The organism is Pseudogemmobacter sonorensis, from assembly GCF_042762395.1.
Taxonomy (GTDB): Bacteria; Pseudomonadota; Alphaproteobacteria; order Rhodobacterales; family Rhodobacteraceae; genus Pseudogemmobacter; species Pseudogemmobacter sonorensis.
On sequence record NZ_JBEFZE010000041.1, the window covers coordinates 14,132 to 29,990 of the forward strand.

Genomic DNA, 15,859 nt, shown 5'->3' on the forward strand with positions numbered 1-15,859 from the left:
CATGATCTTGCCGCCGATGGTCACGACCGATGCGTTGGATGAGCCCGGCGAGCTTGTGCGGAAATCAGGCTGATCGTGCCATCCTGTCGGCCAGGGCGAGCAGGTTTCTCAGCGCCGGGCTGCGGTTGTGAGGCGACCAGACAGCGGAGAAGACGACGGGTTCCCGCTCGTCCGTGATCGGCAGGAACGCCACGCCCGGCGCGTGCATCAGCGCCGTCGCTTCGCCGGCAACCGTGATGCCGTAGCCCTGCGCGACCATGGACAGAAGCGTCGCGCGCTCGACGCCGAAACGCTGGATGGCGGGCGGCGGCATGCGTCCGGCCAGGCGCAGCATGATATGGTCGTGGACCTGCGGGCCGGTGCCACCATGGCGGACAAGAAATGTCTCTTTTGCCAGATCGGGCCATGTGACGCCCGCGAAGCTGGCAAGCAAGTGGCCGGAAGGCAGCACGGCCAGAAGACGTTCTCTCCAGATACGCCGCGCGTGACAGTCGGGGATTTCGGGGACGCCCGCCACGAAGGTCAGATCGAGCCGATCCGCGCGAAGCTGCATGACGCTTTCGCGGGCGGTTGCCTCGGCAATCTCGATCTCGATGCTGGGATGCAGTTCCCGGTAGCGTTCCAGCAGCTTGGCGAGGAAGCTGCCGGGGATCAGGGTGTGGACACCGATGCGGAGCCGGCCGGTCTCTCCCCGCGTGATCGTGCCGATGGTCTTGAGGGCAAGATCGATCTGGTCGAGGCCGGCCGCGACGCCCTCGACGAAATGCTCTCCGGCCTCGGTCAGCCTCACGCCGCGCGCATGGCGCTCGAACAGGCGAACGCCAAGGTCTTGCTCCAGCGTCTTCACCCGCGCGCTGATGCCCGACTGGCTCAGCCCCAGCGCAGCGGCGGCGTGGCGGAAGTTCAGATACTCGGCGACGGCGAGCGTCTGGATCAGCGACGCCATGGGAATCCTGCGACTATGCAAAAGCGATGGCGGCGGTGAAGTCGCAGGCTCCTTTCTCAATATTCGCCGCCGCATATCGCCTGTCCGTCAATTGATTTCCCGCTCTCGCCTAACCGACAGAGCTTGCCAGTTGGGAAGCCTTCGTTTCTGCATCAGTCTTGGTCTTTGCAAAATCGGCGTTCACAACTGTCGGTGCGACATGGATGTGCTCCACATCTTCGACGCCAATAAACTTCAGCCAGTCGTCCAGATAGGACGTGGAGAAGTCAGAGCCAAAATTATCGGGGATGCCCTGATAATATACGCCGCTCGCATGGACCACATAGGCTTTCTTTCCGTTGAGCAGACCTGTGTAGCCCTTCTCCACGTCGAAACCCATTGTCCAGCCAGGCTGGGTAACAACGTCAATGAACTGCTTCAGAACATACGGGATGCCGTTGTTCCAAAGAGGCACGTTGAACACATAAACATCGGCGGAAGCGAAACGATCAAACACTGCCTTGATCTTTTCCCAAGCCGCCTTTTGGTCGCTTTCCGCCTCCGAGCCGGTGAACAGGGCCATCTTCGCTCCTACGGCAAGGCCGTCGAACTTGGGCAGTTCATCCTCGAACAGATTGTATTCGTCCAGCTCGATAGACGTCCGGTTTTGCAGTTCCGCAATGAGATGCCGCGCAACAGCAAGCGACTCGCTTTTCGCTCCACGGGTCGAGGCATTGATATGCAGTAGTTTCATCGTGATCTTCCTTGGTTTTGGGAGGGGTTGTATTCAGGACTGCGATTGCGCGGTGGTTGCTCCGTTGAAGACAACAGAGTGATCGGTTCGAGCGGCAAGCTGGCTCCAGAAGGTCTCGGCAACATCGTTGGGGTCTATGGTCGCGATTTGGACGGAAGCGCCGGGGGTGCCTTTGACGAAGCCGTTGACGATGACCTCGCCGACAAAAATGCCGCGCGGATCAAGGGTATGACGGAGAATGCCATTGGCCTTGTGCTGGGCCGCTGCCGGTATGGCGAGCGCAGCATATCTGCTTGCCATGGCATCTATCTCGGGCAGGTCGAAAGCCATAATGCCGCTGGTGGCTAAAACAGCGCCGCCGTTCACCTCAAGATCGGCGAGGCTGGCTTGCACCGCTGCAAGGTAGCCGATGACGCGAACATTCAAACTGTCGCGCAGATGATCTGGTTGGAGCGAAAGAAGATCACCATCAATGTCGTTGAAAGCGTTCCAATGGAGGATTTCGATTGGACCGAGTGTCGAGCGGACAGCTTCAATAGTCGCTTTCACTGCCTCGACGTCGCCGAGATCAGCGATGAATGGTTCAACCGTGATCCCTTCGGCTTTGAGTGCAGAAGCAGCTTTGTTAAGACGCTCACCGTTACGCGCGATGATCGCAACTGGATGGCCCGCCCTGCCGAACCTTCGCGCCATGGCATCGGATATGCCCGGACCATGACCGCAAACGACAATGGTGTTCTTGCCCATATTACTGTCCTTTGGATTTCGGCTTTGTTCCAGCGCGACCGCCGGGCGAACCCGGAGCGGGCCATCATCTTCCGGGAGGTCGTTGGGAAATCGGCGTGAAAACGGTCAACCCGATTGCCGCGAGAGCGAATAAGGAAGCCGGGAGAAGCCATCCAGCCACGGAGCCTGTCTGCATCAGAGCATGCGCGACGGGCGGTGCGATGCTCGCCCCGAAAAAGAGCAGGAAGCTGTAGATCGCCAGCGCAAGACCGCGATTGCCATCGCTGGCCCGGCCTGCAACCGTAGCGATCAGGCCCGGCACTGCGAGGGCTACACCTGCGGACAGCAGGACGCTCGCGGTCGTCACCAGCGCCGACACGCCCGTAGCCGCAATGCCGAGCGCCAGCGCAGCCAGCCCGAGACCGATACGGGCCGTGACCGGAGCGCCGTGTCGCCGGGTCAGCGGTGTGGCGGCGAATGTGAGCAGCAATGTCGGCAGACCGACAAGGCGAAGAACTTGGAGGTCAAAGTTCCTGACTACGCCGAGCGCCTGAGCACCCGCATGAAACGATACGAAACCAAACAGCACGGTCCCCGCAGCAGCCCACGCGGCGATGATGCCGGGGTCATGGAGCAAGGGTCTTGTGCGTTGTTCGGTGCCCGCGCCCTCGGACGATGCCACGGAGCTGACGGAACGGGCAGTGAAGAACATTCCAGCAGCGCCGAACAGATAAAGAGGTGCCAGCCAGAGCATGATCGCTGGCAATCCGCCGGATACCTGTGCGGCGAGAAATTGCGAAAGGGGAGCCGCGCCGAGAAAGGCGAAGCTCATGAGCGATATGCCGAAGGCGCGCTGTCGGGGCGGCAAGTCCTCGGCCACCAGAGACAACGCCGCCGGTGGGAAAGTCGATGCCGCGAAGCCTTGGACGGCGCGAGCGGCTAGCAGGAGGCCGAAATTCTGTGCGAAAGCAACGAGCAGCGTTGCCAAGGCGGTGGCGATCAACCCGAGGACGATCACGCGCCTGCGTCCGAAGCGATCAGATAGAGGACCGAAAACCAGAAAACCCGCCGCATAGGCAAATCCGAACGCCGTCCCTACAAACCCGGCATTAGCCGGAGAAACATCGAAACGTGCCGCAATGTCCTCAATCAGCGGAATGACCATGTAAATCTGGCCGACGATCAGGAAACCGGATGCCATCACGAATCCGAGCAGCCCCGCATGACGCAATGTCATAGGCGCATCTCCATTATGTAACCTGACGTTAGCTTGAGATTGAGGGCGCACCTATGGGCATCCTTTCTGCGTTCATTCACATTTCGCGGCGGCGATCAGACGGTGCATACGGGCGATGTTCGCTTCGAGATCGCGTTTGAACGCTGTCAACTCGTCAAGCTGAGCATCGGCCTTCACCAGATGGGCTTGGAGGATTTCAAGCACCTTTTCCTTGCCCTTGATGCCCGTTCCGTCCTCGAAATACAGGTCGATGACGGCGGCGATCTCATCGAGACTGAGGCCAAGCCTTTTAAGTGCGGCAATCTTCTCCAGCCGTTTGAAGGCGGTTTCGTCATAGTAGCGGTAGCCCGCGCCCTCACGTTCAGCCGGCGCGACAAGGCCGAGCCGTTCGTAGTAGTGGATGGTGCGATGGCTGACGCCTGCACGCTCCGACAGTTCCCCGATCTGCATGAGGGACGACAAATCTGCACCCATCTAAACCTGACGTTGAGTGTAGATTTAAGATGGCGACCTTGGAAAGTCAACCAGTCGGTTCGACTACAAGCCCAGCCCCCTCTGCCGTCCCAACTGCCACGACACCGAACCGCCCTGCACGACGCCAGCAACATCGCGCCCGAGCTGGCGGTCGATGACCGGCCGCCACGGGACAAGGGTGAACTCATGGGATTTTTCGACCATGGCGAACTTGCCGCTCGATAGCTGCACGGTGCCGGTGAACTTGCCGCTGACGGTCTCACCGTCCGTCGCGGCGCGGAACGGCAGCGCCTTGCTCTCCATCATCTCCGCGCCAACGAGGGCAACCTCGCGCTCGCGCAGGGTGGCGAGAAGGTTGCGCCGATAGAAGACGCGGCCATTCTGCTGGCGGGTAGCGTCGTTCTGTTCAATATGATGATCGCGGCGCTGGTCCATCGCCTCGCGAACCTGCTGACCGAATCCGGCCGGAGCGAGATCCGATGCGTCGTTCGCCAGCATCCGCCGGTCGAGCCAGGTCGCACCGTCCGCGCCGATCTGCTTTTCCAGATCGAAGGCCGACAGCACGCGGACGCTGGCCTGCCGGTTGCGGCCGGCATCATAGGCGGCGGCACGGTTCTCGAAATCTTCGGGGATGCGCCAATGGTCGGCGTCGATCCGCTCGACGATCCCGGCGCGGCGCAATGCCTCTAGCCGACGCACATGGGCATCGACATAGCCCTCATGATCGCCGCCGGGAACGCGACCCTCGAACTTCGCTTGCTCAAGATGGCGGCTCGGCCGATAGATGCCGTCCTCCGCCATGGCGGCAATGGCGCGGTCGGATGGACGGCTCGCGGTATCGGTCGGGCCGAGTTGGACGATGCTACCGATGCGGGCGTCCTCAAGTCGCTCGGGCGCGATGCCGCCGATATGGTGCGTGCGACCGTCGATCCCGTCCACCACCACGGTCAGGTTCTCGCCCATCTCGTCGGACAGATACTTGTCCACGACGCGGCCGACGATGGGCGTCTCGGGCGCTCCGTCATGGATTTGGAAGCTCATGGGATCACGCTCCAGGCCATCGGCCTTCAACGCCTTGTGGATGGAGCGGATGATGTCGCCGCGTTCGCCCAACTCGCGCAAGGTCGGCTCCATGCGCTCACTCAACTCCCAGACGCCCGGCGCGTGCTCGGTCGCCAGCCCCATTTTTTCCAGCTTGGCGAGGCGGCGCAGGCGCAGCGTCCGGTTGAACTGGCGTTTGTGATCGGCCGGTTCATGGCGAAGATCGACAAACCTGTCCTCGGCTTCTTCGGTCATCGCCCGGTCGATGCGGGTGAAACGGTCGTGGTCGATCTCGGCCGACAGTTTGCGGCTCTGCTCGATCTCGGTCACGGGGCCAAGCTCCAGCGTGGTCAGCTCGCTCGCCCGCTCGCGGATGCCGTTGGCGAGATAGTCGCCGTTGATGACAAGGTTCTCCCCCAGATCGTCCTTGCCCCGGACGATGACATGCACATGAGGATGGCCGGTGTTGTGATGATTGACCGCGACCCAATCGAGCTTCGTGCCGAGGTCGGCTTCGATCTGGCCCATCAGATCGCGGGTGTGCGCCGTCAAGTCGGTGAGGTCCGTGCCGTCCTCGGGCGAGATGATGAACCGGAACTGGCGATCATCCTCCTGACCACGTTCGAGGAAGGCGGCGGGATCGGCGCGGTCCTCGGTGGCTGAATAGAGCTGGCCGCGCTCGCCGTCGCGCGAGGTTCCGTCACGCTGGATGTAGCGCAGGTGGGCGGCCGCCTTGCCGTTCTTGCCGGCGTTTTGGACGTAGCGTGTTTTGACGATCACGCGCCGGACACCGGACGAGCTATGCCGCCAGCCGCCGGACAGGGCGCGGGCGCGCACGAAGGCCGCGCCGCGCCCGCGCCGGACACCCGGTCCCTTGGCGGCGCGCGTGCTGCCACCGCCCTTGGTGGTGGAGCCGGAGCCCGACCGTGTGGGGGATCGGGCCGACCCCGATCTGGACGGGTGGTTGCTGTGCTGCCGCGCGAGCTTCTTGGCCTGCGTCAGAAAGCTCCTGGTCTTGCCCGGGCGCGGCGCGTCGGAGCGGATGCGGCCGGGCTTGGGCCGGAAGCGGTTTTCATCGTCGGCGCTCATGGGCGCGTTTCCGGCGAGAAATGCAGGAAAACGCCCGATTCCGGGCCGTAGTGCCGGTCAAAACCCAGCAAAGCCAAGGCTTTGCGCGAAACCCCGGCACTACGGAGCAAAAACCGTGGTGCCGGTCGCGGCCCAGCTAACCAGTGTGCAGACAAAGACAATTTCCCAAACCGGCCCGACGTGGTGCCGGTTTGCTTTATCTTGCCCTCCGCTTTTCCTGCCCTTTCCGCCCTTCCTGCCGGGACTCCAGCCACGCGCAACCCTGCCTGACTGGACATCGGAATGGATCGCGATGAGCGGGGAAACGCCGATCTCATGGCGTTTCCCCGTCGCCTGCGCGAGCCACGAACATGCCGCCGGGTTCCGGCTCCGCATCGGCGGGACCGCGCACCGGAACGGTTGCGCGAGCGTTGCCGGACCGCACCTCGGGCGGCGGCGCGGCGACAGCCCGCGCGTCGCCCGAGCCCATGACGAAAAGTGGTGCCTCGCGCCAATCCGGCGGCTGGGGCGGCGGCGATGACGGCGGTTCGGATGCAGCCGCGCCGCCGAGAACGGGCGCGAGCGCGGCAACATAGGCGCGGGTCTCGGCGGGCAATGCGCGGCCGGTCGCAAGGTATTCGTCGTAGCGGCCGGGACCGGCATTGTAGGCCGCCAGCATCGCCGCGACATTGCCGTAGCGGTCCCACATCTCGCGCAGGTAGGCGGAGCCCGCCATCACGTTGTCACGGGGGTCGTAGGGATCGCGGCCCAGGCTATGGCGGGTGCGCAGCTCTGCCCATGTATCGGGCATGACCTGCATCAATCCCATCGCGCCCGCCATTGAGACCGCGCGCACGTCCCCCGCGCTTTCGGCGCGCAGCACCGCGCGAATCCAGTGCTCGGGAATGCCGAACCGCTGCGACGCCTCCGCGATATGATCGGCATGAACATCGATGGCGGCGGGGCGGACAATGGGCGTCGATTGCGCAACAGCCATCGCCGATCCGCTGCCGAGCGACAGCGTGCCCGCCAGCAGGAGGACACCATAGCGCCATGCTGGCCTGTCTCCGCTACGCCACCAGCCTGCCAGCGTGCTCGCTGCGGTCAAGGGCGAGGCGCAAGCGCCGGCCGATGGCCGCCCCTGACCTTCGCTGCGCGCGCCGGCCGTCTGGTCGCCGAGCGGGACGAAGGGATGAGACGGCTTTTCCGCGAACAAAGGGATGAGACCTTTGAGCGCGAGAATGACGCGATACCGCATGGCCTCAGTCCCGCTCGTCGCGCGGTTTCGGGCGGCTCCAGTGCAGCGACCACGACGCGCCCGCATCGTCGTCGCGGAACAGGTTGGCGCGGATCGGCTGCGGCAAGGCGGGATCGTCCAGCAGCACGGAAAGGTATTCGCCGGCCTTCTCTCCGGTGCGTTTCCACGCAGCGCCGACCTCTGGCCCGTCCTCCGCGCCGTGGTGGACGCGGTAGTCCGGCGCGTTCTCCGCGCCGGAACCTTCGGCGGGAACGATGGTGAGTTCGCGGAACAGGGTCAGCGTATGGACACGGCCGACAAAGCCGGATTCCTCGCGTGTGAATTGACCGATCTGGGGCATGGAACGTCTCCTGTGGTTGAGGTGGGGAAGCGAAGTCAGTGCGTCGGCGCGCGCCACTCAAAGCGGCCGTCGCCTTCCTCATCGGTCCAGAGCGGCAGCGCCCGGCCGATGACGGAATCTGCGGGGATGGGTCCGAAGTAACGGCCGTCCAGGCTGTCGCGGACGTCCCAATTCATGAGGAAAAGCTCGCCGTCGCCGATCACGCGGCAGCCCTGCCAGTCGGGCAGATCGCGGCCGAGGCTGTCGCGATCCAGCGCCTCGCCCATCTCGATCCCGTCCACCGTGATCGTGCGGCCAGTGCGGCAAACCCGCTGCCCCGGCAGGCCCAGAACGCGCTTCAACAGCGGCACGCCGCGCGCGATGTAGCCGCGTTCGGCCATGAAGGCGGCCAGCGGCTCGGGCGGCATGACGGCGACCAACTCGGGCACGTCGAGCGCGTCGGCCGGCGCGACCGTGTAGAAGCCGATGGGCGCGCTCGCGGTCGCGTTCCAGATCAGCTTGGTCGGCGTCGGGATGAAGGCCGCGATGGCGACGCCCATCGTCACGAAATACGTCACCATGACGTAGCCGAACCGCGTCATGGCTTGATCCTCCGGCGATGGAGCCAGGCGGCGTGACGCTCCGGCGTGTAGTCGCGCGGCTCAAGACCGGCGGTCAGGCGGTTGTGGGCGTGCCGCCAGTAGTCCGGCGCGGCGTCGGCCGGGTCGAGGCCGAGCGCTTCCACGGCGTCGATGGCGGCAAGCGCGCGCTGCACCTTCGGCCAGCCATCGAGGCGCAACAGGATGTCGCCGCCGGGGCGGACGAAGGGCAGCGTCTGGAACGGCTCGCCGCGGCCGATGGCGCGCACGATGTCGATGCGCGAGATGATCGTGCCATGTTCGCCCGACGCCCAGCGGACGAAGGCGAAGACGCTCTCCGGCGCGAAGCCGACGATGCTACGGCGGCGGTCGATGATCTGTTCGTAGCTCTTGCGGCCGAACCGTATCCAATGCTCGACCTTGCGCTTCTCGAAGGTCAGCTCGACCAATGTGGTGGAGGGCGCAGGCCCGTCCGGCAGCGGGCGGCCGTGCATCCGGCGCGGCGGATGGCCGGTCATGGCTGGTCTCCTTCGGAGGCTGGAAATTCTCGCGCGAGCAGGTCGCGCAGCATGTCGGCGACGGTGATCCCGCGCCGGAAAGCCGCGACCTTGATGCGGCCGCGCAACTCGGGCGTGATGTCGATGGTCAGGCGGGCGGTGAACGCTTCGCCGGCGGCCTTGCCGCTCGGCGGTGTTTCGGCCGCCCTGATCCAGCTTTCGGAATCGGCTGGCCGGGAAGCGAAACGGGATTTGCCGGTGCGTTCGGTCATGGCGCGGCCCTTCCGACGCCGAGACGGTCGATCTCGGCGGCCAGCGCCGCGATCTCGCGCGCGGCCGGGCTGTCGCCGTCGATCTCGGATGCGAGCCGGCCGGACTGCGCGGCGTCGGCGAAGACGACACGCTGGCCGATGGTCGTCGCGAGCATGGGCGGATCGTGATCGGCCAGCGTCTCGGCCGTCTCGCGGGCGATGATCGTGCGCGCGCCACAACGGTTCAGGACGAAACGGGCGGCAAGCTCGGGCTGGTAGATGCGCGCTTCGCTGAGAAGCGCCAGCATCTCGGCGGAAGCCCAGCCGTCGAAGGGCGACGGCTGCACCGGGATCAGCACTAGGTCGGCGGCGAGCAGCGCGGAGCGCATGAGGCCGGCGACACGGGGCGGCCCGTCGATGACGACATGATCGGCGTCGCGGGCCAGTTCGGGCGCTTCACGGTGCAGCGTATCGCGCGCCAGGCCGATGACGGTGAACAGCCTCGGCAGCCCTTCATGGCCCCGCCGCTGCGACCAGTCGAGGGCCGAACCCTGCGGATCGGCGTCGATCAGGGTGACGCGCTGGCCGTGCGCGGCCCAGGCTCCAGCGAGATGCAGCGCCAGCGTGGTCTTGCCGACACCGCCCTTCTGATTGAGAACGGCGACGATCATGGCGCACCTTGCCGGGTGGCACCGGCACCATGGGTCGCGCGCCCGCGCGTCAAAGAAGAAGAGTTAGTTTTCTTGTTAGATTCTTCTATAGAGTCCGGCGCGCGATTTGCGCCTAATGTCCCGATACTGCGTGCGCCTGATGTCCCGACAGGATTCACATGGTTATCCACAGGCACTGTGGATAGATTTTCGGGAAGGAAACGCAGCAGTTCGCGCCCGTCCTCCCATTCGATTTGGAGGCAATAGCCGGGCAGCGATTGGCGGGCAGCGATCCGGCGCAGGTCGAGCGCAAAGTCGGACGGCCGGGCCGAACTGCCGGATTTCTGGTGAAGGTGGGAAACCTCGAACGCCCAGCCCTCGGTCTGGCGTCCGGCGTGCTTGCGGGCGACGCGATAAAGCCAGCGCTCGATGCCGCCCGTCAGCCGGAAATAGGCCGGGTCGATGGTCAGCACCAGCGAGCGGTCGATGACGCTGTTGTAGAACCATTCGGGTAGGACGAACTCCATGCCCTCGACGCGACCGGCGCGCGTGGTCATTTCCTCCCATTCGTTGATCCAGGAGAATTGCCTGCGCCGCCAATGCCGGCCGTTGCGGATCGTCGTGGCGATGACGGTCGATTGCAGGCGCGCGAGCGCGGCCTTGAGCAGCAGGTAATCACGGTTCCCGGTGGCCCGCCCGATGGCGCGCAGGAGCTGGTAAGGCATGAAGCGGAAGAAGCGCGACGTAGTGAAGCCGTTGTTCTCGGCCGCGACGATCTGCGAGGCGGCCCAGATCAGCACATCGGCATCCCAGATCGTCGCCATGCCATGTTCGGGCATGGCGAAGACCTGCACCTCTACATCGGCGGCCCGGTAAAGGATCGGCGTGGTGCGGGGCCGCTTCGCCAGCGAGAAGAAGGGCCGCTCCATCAAATCGCGCTGGTCGCGCGGCGCAGCGTCGCCGGTCGCCACCACGAAGGGGTCGAGGCGGCTGCGCTCACTGGCCTCGCTCGGCTGCGCGGGGATATGATCGTCATCGCGCAGCATTCAGAGTTCGTCCCGCTCGTCTGGCGTCAGCGGGCGCGCGGGAAAGACCGTGCCGGCGTTCTTGTCGCTGGTGGACTTGCGGGTGCCGATGGCCGACCACGATTCCAGATCGCGGACGGCGTAGAGGACGCGGCCGCCGATCTTGCGATAGGCCGGGCCGGTGCCGTAGGTCCGGTGCTTTTCGAGCGTGCGGAGCGAAATGCCGAGGAAGCGCGAGGCTTCCTTCGTGCGTAGGAGGCGCGGCGGCAGGTCCGCGTTACGTTTGGCCATGGGATCACCTCGGGTTCGTCAAGCAGGCGGCTGTCGGTGGCGACAGCGGGCTGTGGCGAACCATGGCGAGGGATCGGCGGCCTGTAGCGTGCCGTATTTGCGCATACGCGCTGGCGGCACTCCTAGACGGGCCGCGTCTAGCGGCGGGGCGGCCTGACGGGATGAAAGTGCAAGGGGTCAGAAGGCCACGGGAGAAAAAGGGGCGATGTCCGGCATTGCAACCCTGTGATCAAACCGCGATCCTGCGGTCAGGACATCGACAAGTCACGCGCTTGACCAGCCCAGTCATAGCCGCAAAATGAATGCTGGCTTGAATGTTTGGAGGGGAGATCAACTTGTTTGCCGGATTCGAGAAAATCAACATCGAGCTTTCCGGTGCAACGATCCACGCAAAGGTCGGCGGCGAGGGTGATCCGCTTCTCCTCCTGCATGGCTATCCCCAGACCCATATGATGTGGCATGTCATCGCCGAAGATCTTGCGAAATCCCATCGCGTTGTGGCGGCGGATTTGCGCGGCTATGGCGATTCCGTCGCTCACGATGGCGATTTCACCTTCCGGGCCATGGCGCAGGATCAGGTCGCCATGATGCGGCATCTTGGCTATTCCCGCTTTCATGTCATTTCGCATGACCGAGGAGCCCGCACCGCGCACAGGATGGTGCTGGACCACCCCGACGTCGTGCGCTCCGTTGCGCTGATCGACATTCTACCGACGCTGGATGTCTGGCGCACGATGGATGACTGGCTGGCAAGGCGTTATTATCACTGGCTGTTTCTGTCCCAGCCGGGCAACATGCCGCGTCGCCTCATCAACAACGACCCGATCCTGTTCCTGCATTCGGCCCTGATCGGATTGTCTGGTGCGACGGAGCTTTTCGATGAGAGGGCCTTGGCCGAGTATGAAAGGGCAGCGTGCAATCCCGAAGTCGTCGCGGCGTGGTGTGGCGACTATACAGCCGCCGCGACGGTCGATCTCGGCCATGATCGCGCCGATCTAGGGCGGACCAGCCTCATCCCCTGCCTGATCTTGTGGGGAAGCAGGGGCGTGGTCGCGCATCACCTCGATCCGCTCGACGCGTGGCGGGCGTGGTTCCCGAAGGCAGATGGTCATGCCGTCGAGGCAGGACATTTCTTGGTCGAAGAGCAACCAGCCGAGGTGCTTCGCACGCTGACCAGGCACCTACAGCGCACTTGATTGCGCTGTAGGCTGTCGGTGATGTGAACGCCGTGCGCATCGCCGGCTTCATTGCCTCATCCTAGCGGTCGTCCTTCTTCGGTGCGACCTTGACCGGATAGTGCAGCAGCAGCCGATAGCCGCCCTTCATCATGCGCAGGCCGTGGGCGACGAGGCGGCGGACCTGATTCTTGCGGGGATCGGCCTCCCAATCCTCCTTGGTGCCGCGAAAGCCGAGCAGGACTTCGGCGATGGTGCGGTAACTCTCGCCGCGCTGGCGGGCGTCGAGCGCGCGCAGGGACAAGATATGAAACTGGCGAAGCTGGGTCGGAAGGTTGCGGAAGTCCGATCCCGGCGCGCGACCATTGAGCGAGCGCCAGAGCCGCCGCGCGGCGTGGGTGCGCAACTCAAGCAGGTCATCCATCGGCAGGGTGACGGCATAGAAGGCGGCGGCGTCTGGAACTGCCTCGGGCAACCAGAACTGATGGGTTGCGCCGTCAACCCGCCAGACGCCATGCCAGCCATCGGCTGCTTGCCGCAGGTCGAGGCCATCCAGATGCGCCAATGCGATTGTCGGCACGTCTCCATTGCCCGGTTCTGGTGAGAGCCGAATGGCCTGGGGCTGAAGTTTGGGTATCCAGAACAGGGATTGCCGGTCAGGCGGTGTGTCAGGATCGCTCGGGAAATCGCAACCCCCAGCGTGCGGAGAACTGGTCGAGCCTACTCGCGCTCGGCTTGCGCATCCGCGTCATGGTCTGGAAATCGCGGTGATACTCGTCATCGCGGCGCAGATATTCCCAGGCGAAACCGGCGGCGGGAATGGTATTCGTATGCCGGTATGCGGCCGAGGAACGCCAATTTATACTCAACATGGCGCGATCTCCAGATTACCACAACACAAGATCAACTGGAACCTGAGCGGAGATTTTCTGGCACAACCAGCGAGGTCGGAAGCGTCGATAGACTCGAATATCGAGCACTCAACGCGATCATTTTATTGGTTATTTTCGTCTTAACATTGCTTCTGTCGAAACGCGAGCCGGGCGGCGCCCGGCGAGCGGCGGCCGTGCTCCAGGCATGGCCGCGCCGCCGATCCGCAACGCCGGATCGGCGGAAAATCCCCTTAACCGGAAAGCCTGAAAAGCGGAAATCCGTAGAGCCGGCTTCCCGGCTCTACGGATTGGCGGTCATCGCGTCTTGAGGCGCTGCATGCCTTCGGCCAGCGTCCAGAGCGCGCGATTGAGGGTCACATTCTGGTCGATGCCGTTGATGGGGCGGGTCTGGCTGCGGCGGATGCGGCCTTCGGCGTTGCGCCGCTGTCCGTGCAGACCGCCGCGTATCATGTTCTCCTGAATGGTGTTGTAGGTCATCCAGAGGTTTTGCCCGGTATCCTCGCGGCGGCGCGGCTGAATGATCTGGTCCGGGCGGACGGGGCTTTCATCTTCGCCATAGCGGGCGACAAGGCTGGCCTCGGCCAGAACGCGGCGCTCATCTTCGCCAAGCTGGATTTCCTTCATGGTTTCGCTGGCGTCGATCAGCCGGGGGAAGTCCTCGGCGACGGTATAGACGCCTTCGATAATGTCATGCTGGATATTGCCCTTGTGGGGAACGCGCACGTCCTCGAACCGCTCGCCCGCCACAAGGCTGTTGGTGCAGACGAAACGCAACATCCCGGCAAACATCTGGTAGCTGCTGGTTCCGTCATGCGAATTGACGATGATGACTTCCGCCGCCTCCTGCTTGCCGATGCCGTCATCCCGGCGAAGGCGGAGCATATGCTTGGCGTGGCCGTGGCGGCTGCCGTCACGCGGAACCGACTGGACGGCGAAGAACGGGAACCATCCTTCCCGGCGCAACCCCTCCACGATGTCGATGGTCGGGACGTAGACGTAGCGCTCCGACCGGCTGTCATGGGCCTCGCGGGCGAAGATGGACGGGACGTGACGATAGAGCGCTTCGTTGTCGAGCGCTTCGCGCCCGCTGACCTGATGGCTGTTGCGGCCGAACCGGGTGGCAAGGTGATGATAGGTCATGATCTTGATCCTTATGGGTCTGGGTTGGAGCGCAGCGCTGCGCTGCAACCCTGGCCGTCGCCGAGACCGGGGGGTGCAAGGCGCAAGGGAGCCGGGACGGAGGGGGATCACCCGGCCTGCACGGAACGAGGAACGAAGTGGAGGAAGGCTGGGGATACCGTTCCGGCTCCCTTGCGCCGCGCCAGGGGGCAGCGCCCCCAAGCCACCAGCCCGGCCAGAGCGAAGCGGAAGCCGGGAATGGGATCTGATCGGGATGTGCAAAACCTGAAAACCGGAACGCCGTGCATCCCGATTTCCGTATTCCCTGAAAGACGGCGGGCATGAACATGCCGAAGCCCCGCTCGGGTGAGCGGGGCTTCGGGGGTTCCGGCCGTCAGTCGCCGTTGCGGCGGGACCAGATGAGGTTGTGGCTTTCGCCGTCCTCGGCCGCCACCAGACTGGCGTAGATGGGAGCCGCGAAGCTCGGATCGTCCAGCTTGACGGAGAGGTATTCGCGCTGCGTCTCGCGGGCGGTCTTCTTCCAGGCCGCGCCGAACTCGGTGGCCCCTGCGAAGATGCGGAAGTCGGGGCCGCGCTCGCTGTCGCCCTCGGCCGGGACGAACTTCACGGTCTTGACGTTGAGGGTGAGGGTCTTGACCGTGCCGGTGTAGCCGTTGTCGGTGCTGGTGAAGGTGCCGATGGTCGCCATTGTCGTGTTCCTTTTTCCGATCGGGCCGCGCCCATCGCGTCCTCGATGGCGGTCGTTCGACCGGGGACGATCGGCCCCGCACCCCTTGGGGCTGGAACATCGTGGAAGGCGGCCGGCGACGGCTTTTTTGCTTCGCGCTGCAAAGCCGAAGGCGGCGGAAAAAAGCTGGCGACGGACGTTGCGGGAAGACGAGCGAGGCGATGTTTCGACATTGCCGGTCTTCGGTCAGACCAATCCATTCGAGGACGCAGATGGGGGTGGCCAGCGTGGAAACCGTCAGGAACACGACAATGGCGACACTCGGCCTCCGCACCGGGCACGGCGATGGCAAACCAAGGCGGGCGAACACAGACCCTGGCCCTCAATGGCGAGACTTGGAGTGGACTCCCGGCTGGCGACAGCAAGCGCCGTCCCGCGTCGCTTCTCTTCGTGAGGCCAATCGCGACGGGCACGGCCGAAGTCCGCTCGCGGGACACAGTGCGATTCATCATGTCACGAGGATGATCCAGCTTCTCCTTGTCTCCCATCGGCGGAATGTGTCGTGACCGGGGATGGCGATGCCGCCTCATGATCCCGTTGTGGCGACTATGGCCGAAGCCCCATGCAACCCGCGCGCCGATGGGGCTTGTCTCGCGAAATGGCCGCCGCCCTTGCGTTATGGGATTGAAGCCGAATGGCGGAAACGCGCCGCAGGCGTGGTTCCGGCGCAGCCGAAAGCCCGGCCCGAAGATGGGATAATCGGCTTGGCGCCCATCTTCGACCGTTGAGAGGAGGTGCTGCGCTTCGAGCTGATGATAAAACGTGGTCTGCATTGGACAGCCACAAGCATCAGGAAAGGAAGCGCAGCA

At 64.3% G+C, this 15,859-nt stretch carries 19 protein-coding genes; 1 reads left to right on the top strand and 18 read right to left on the bottom strand.

Annotation, left to right across the window (positions count from 1 at the left end; all coding sequences use genetic code 11):
- Positions 1–64 precede the first annotated feature (64 nt).
- From ABNX41_RS19505 to ABNX41_RS19570, 14 genes are all read right to left on the bottom strand, one after another.
- Positions 65–946 carry a LysR family transcriptional regulator gene (locus ABNX41_RS19505; protein ID WP_438671364.1) on the bottom strand — a complete coding sequence of 294 codons (882 nt, stop codon included), beginning with the start codon at positions 944–946 and terminating at the stop codon, positions 65–67.
- Positions 947–1,055: 109 nt separating this feature from the next.
- Positions 1,056–1,679, bottom strand: coding sequence for an FMN-dependent NADH-azoreductase (locus tag ABNX41_RS19510; RefSeq protein ID WP_438671365.1), 624 nt, complete (start codon positions 1,677–1,679; stop codon positions 1,056–1,058).
- Positions 1,680–1,712: 33 nt separating this feature from the next.
- Positions 1,713–2,426: an SDR family NAD(P)-dependent oxidoreductase gene (locus ABNX41_RS19515; RefSeq protein ID WP_438671366.1), complete on the bottom strand. Its 714-nt coding sequence runs from the start codon at positions 2,424–2,426 to the stop codon at positions 1,713–1,715.
- Positions 2,427–2,490: 64 nt separating this feature from the next.
- The gene (locus tag ABNX41_RS19520) at positions 2,491–3,642 is read right to left on the bottom strand and encodes an MFS transporter (RefSeq protein WP_438671367.1); all 1,152 of its coding nucleotides are present in this window, start codon (positions 3,640–3,642) and stop codon (positions 2,491–2,493) included.
- A 72-nt stretch (positions 3,643–3,714) separates the two neighbouring features.
- Positions 3,715–4,116 carry a helix-turn-helix domain-containing protein gene (locus tag ABNX41_RS19525; protein ID WP_438671368.1) on the bottom strand — a complete coding sequence of 134 codons (402 nt, stop codon included), beginning with the start codon at positions 4,114–4,116 and terminating at the stop codon, positions 3,715–3,717.
- Between the two features lie 63 nt (positions 4,117–4,179).
- Complete coding sequence (locus ABNX41_RS19530; RefSeq protein ID WP_438671369.1) at positions 4,180–6,246, bottom strand: relaxase/mobilization nuclease domain-containing protein; 2,067 nt, start codon at positions 6,244–6,246, stop codon at positions 4,180–4,182.
- A 313-nt stretch (positions 6,247–6,559) separates the two neighbouring features.
- On the bottom strand, positions 6,560–7,483 hold the full coding sequence (locus tag ABNX41_RS19535) for a lytic transglycosylase domain-containing protein (RefSeq protein ID WP_438671370.1): 924 nt from the start codon (positions 7,481–7,483) through the stop codon (positions 6,560–6,562).
- 4 nt (positions 7,484–7,487) lie between these two features.
- On the bottom strand, positions 7,488–7,823 hold the full coding sequence (locus ABNX41_RS19540) for a DUF736 domain-containing protein (protein WP_438671371.1): 336 nt from the start codon (positions 7,821–7,823) through the stop codon (positions 7,488–7,490).
- Between the two features lie 35 nt (positions 7,824–7,858).
- Complete coding sequence (locus ABNX41_RS19545; protein WP_438671384.1) at positions 7,859–8,383, bottom strand: S26 family signal peptidase; 525 nt, start codon at positions 8,381–8,383, stop codon at positions 7,859–7,861.
- Positions 8,384–8,400: 17 nt separating this feature from the next.
- Positions 8,401–8,919, bottom strand: a complete 519-nt coding sequence (locus ABNX41_RS19550; protein ID WP_438671372.1) for a DUF2840 domain-containing protein — start codon at positions 8,917–8,919, stop codon at positions 8,401–8,403.
- Positions 8,916–9,170 carry a hypothetical protein gene (locus tag ABNX41_RS19555; protein ID WP_438671373.1) on the bottom strand — a complete coding sequence of 85 codons (255 nt, stop codon included), beginning with the start codon at positions 9,168–9,170 and terminating at the stop codon, positions 8,916–8,918. Before ABNX41_RS19555 ends, ABNX41_RS19550 begins: the two co-directional genes overlap by 4 nt.
- Positions 9,167–9,820: a ParA family partition ATPase gene (gene parA / locus ABNX41_RS19560; RefSeq protein WP_438671374.1), complete on the bottom strand. Its 654-nt coding sequence runs from the start codon at positions 9,818–9,820 to the stop codon at positions 9,167–9,169. The genes ABNX41_RS19555 and parA overlap by 4 nt, the downstream gene beginning before the upstream one ends.
- Positions 9,817–10,845 (bottom strand): replication initiator protein A, encoded by a 1,029-nt coding sequence (locus ABNX41_RS19565; protein ID WP_438671375.1) that lies wholly within the window; start codon positions 10,843–10,845, stop codon positions 9,817–9,819. The genes parA and ABNX41_RS19565 overlap by 4 nt, the downstream gene beginning before the upstream one ends.
- A complete protein-coding gene (locus tag ABNX41_RS19570; RefSeq protein WP_438671376.1) occupies positions 10,846–11,115 on the bottom strand; it encodes a helix-turn-helix transcriptional regulator in 270 nt (89 codons plus the stop codon). It abuts the gene before it with no gap.
- A 314-nt stretch (positions 11,116–11,429) separates the two neighbouring features.
- Here ABNX41_RS19570 and ABNX41_RS19575 point away from each other — a divergent pair, with 314 nt between their 5' ends.
- Positions 11,430–12,311 carry an alpha/beta fold hydrolase gene (locus ABNX41_RS19575; RefSeq protein ID WP_438671377.1) on the top strand — a complete coding sequence of 294 codons (882 nt, stop codon included), beginning with the start codon at positions 11,430–11,432 and terminating at the stop codon, positions 12,309–12,311.
- 61 nt (positions 12,312–12,372) lie between these two features.
- Here ABNX41_RS19575 and ABNX41_RS19580 read toward each other — a convergent pair whose 3' ends face one another.
- The 4 genes from ABNX41_RS19580 to ABNX41_RS19595 all read right to left on the bottom strand — a co-directional run bounded on the left by ABNX41_RS19580 (position 12,373) and on the right by ABNX41_RS19595 (position 15,011).
- On the bottom strand, positions 12,373–12,870 hold the full coding sequence (locus tag ABNX41_RS19580; RefSeq protein WP_438671378.1) for a DUF2285 domain-containing protein: 498 nt from the start codon (positions 12,868–12,870) through the stop codon (positions 12,373–12,375).
- An 88-nt stretch (positions 12,871–12,958) separates the two neighbouring features.
- Positions 12,959–13,162: a transcriptional regulator domain-containing protein gene (locus ABNX41_RS19585; protein ID WP_438671379.1), complete on the bottom strand. Its 204-nt coding sequence runs from the start codon at positions 13,160–13,162 to the stop codon at positions 12,959–12,961.
- Between the two features lie 315 nt (positions 13,163–13,477).
- The gene (locus ABNX41_RS19590; protein WP_438671380.1) at positions 13,478–14,323 is read right to left on the bottom strand and encodes a DUF932 domain-containing protein; all 846 of its coding nucleotides are present in this window, start codon (positions 14,321–14,323) and stop codon (positions 13,478–13,480) included.
- A gap of 373 nt (positions 14,324–14,696) precedes the next feature.
- Entirely contained in the window at positions 14,697–15,011 is a 315-nt protein-coding gene (locus tag ABNX41_RS19595; protein WP_438671381.1) for a DUF736 domain-containing protein, read from the bottom strand.
- Positions 15,012–15,859: the final 848 nt, after the last annotated feature.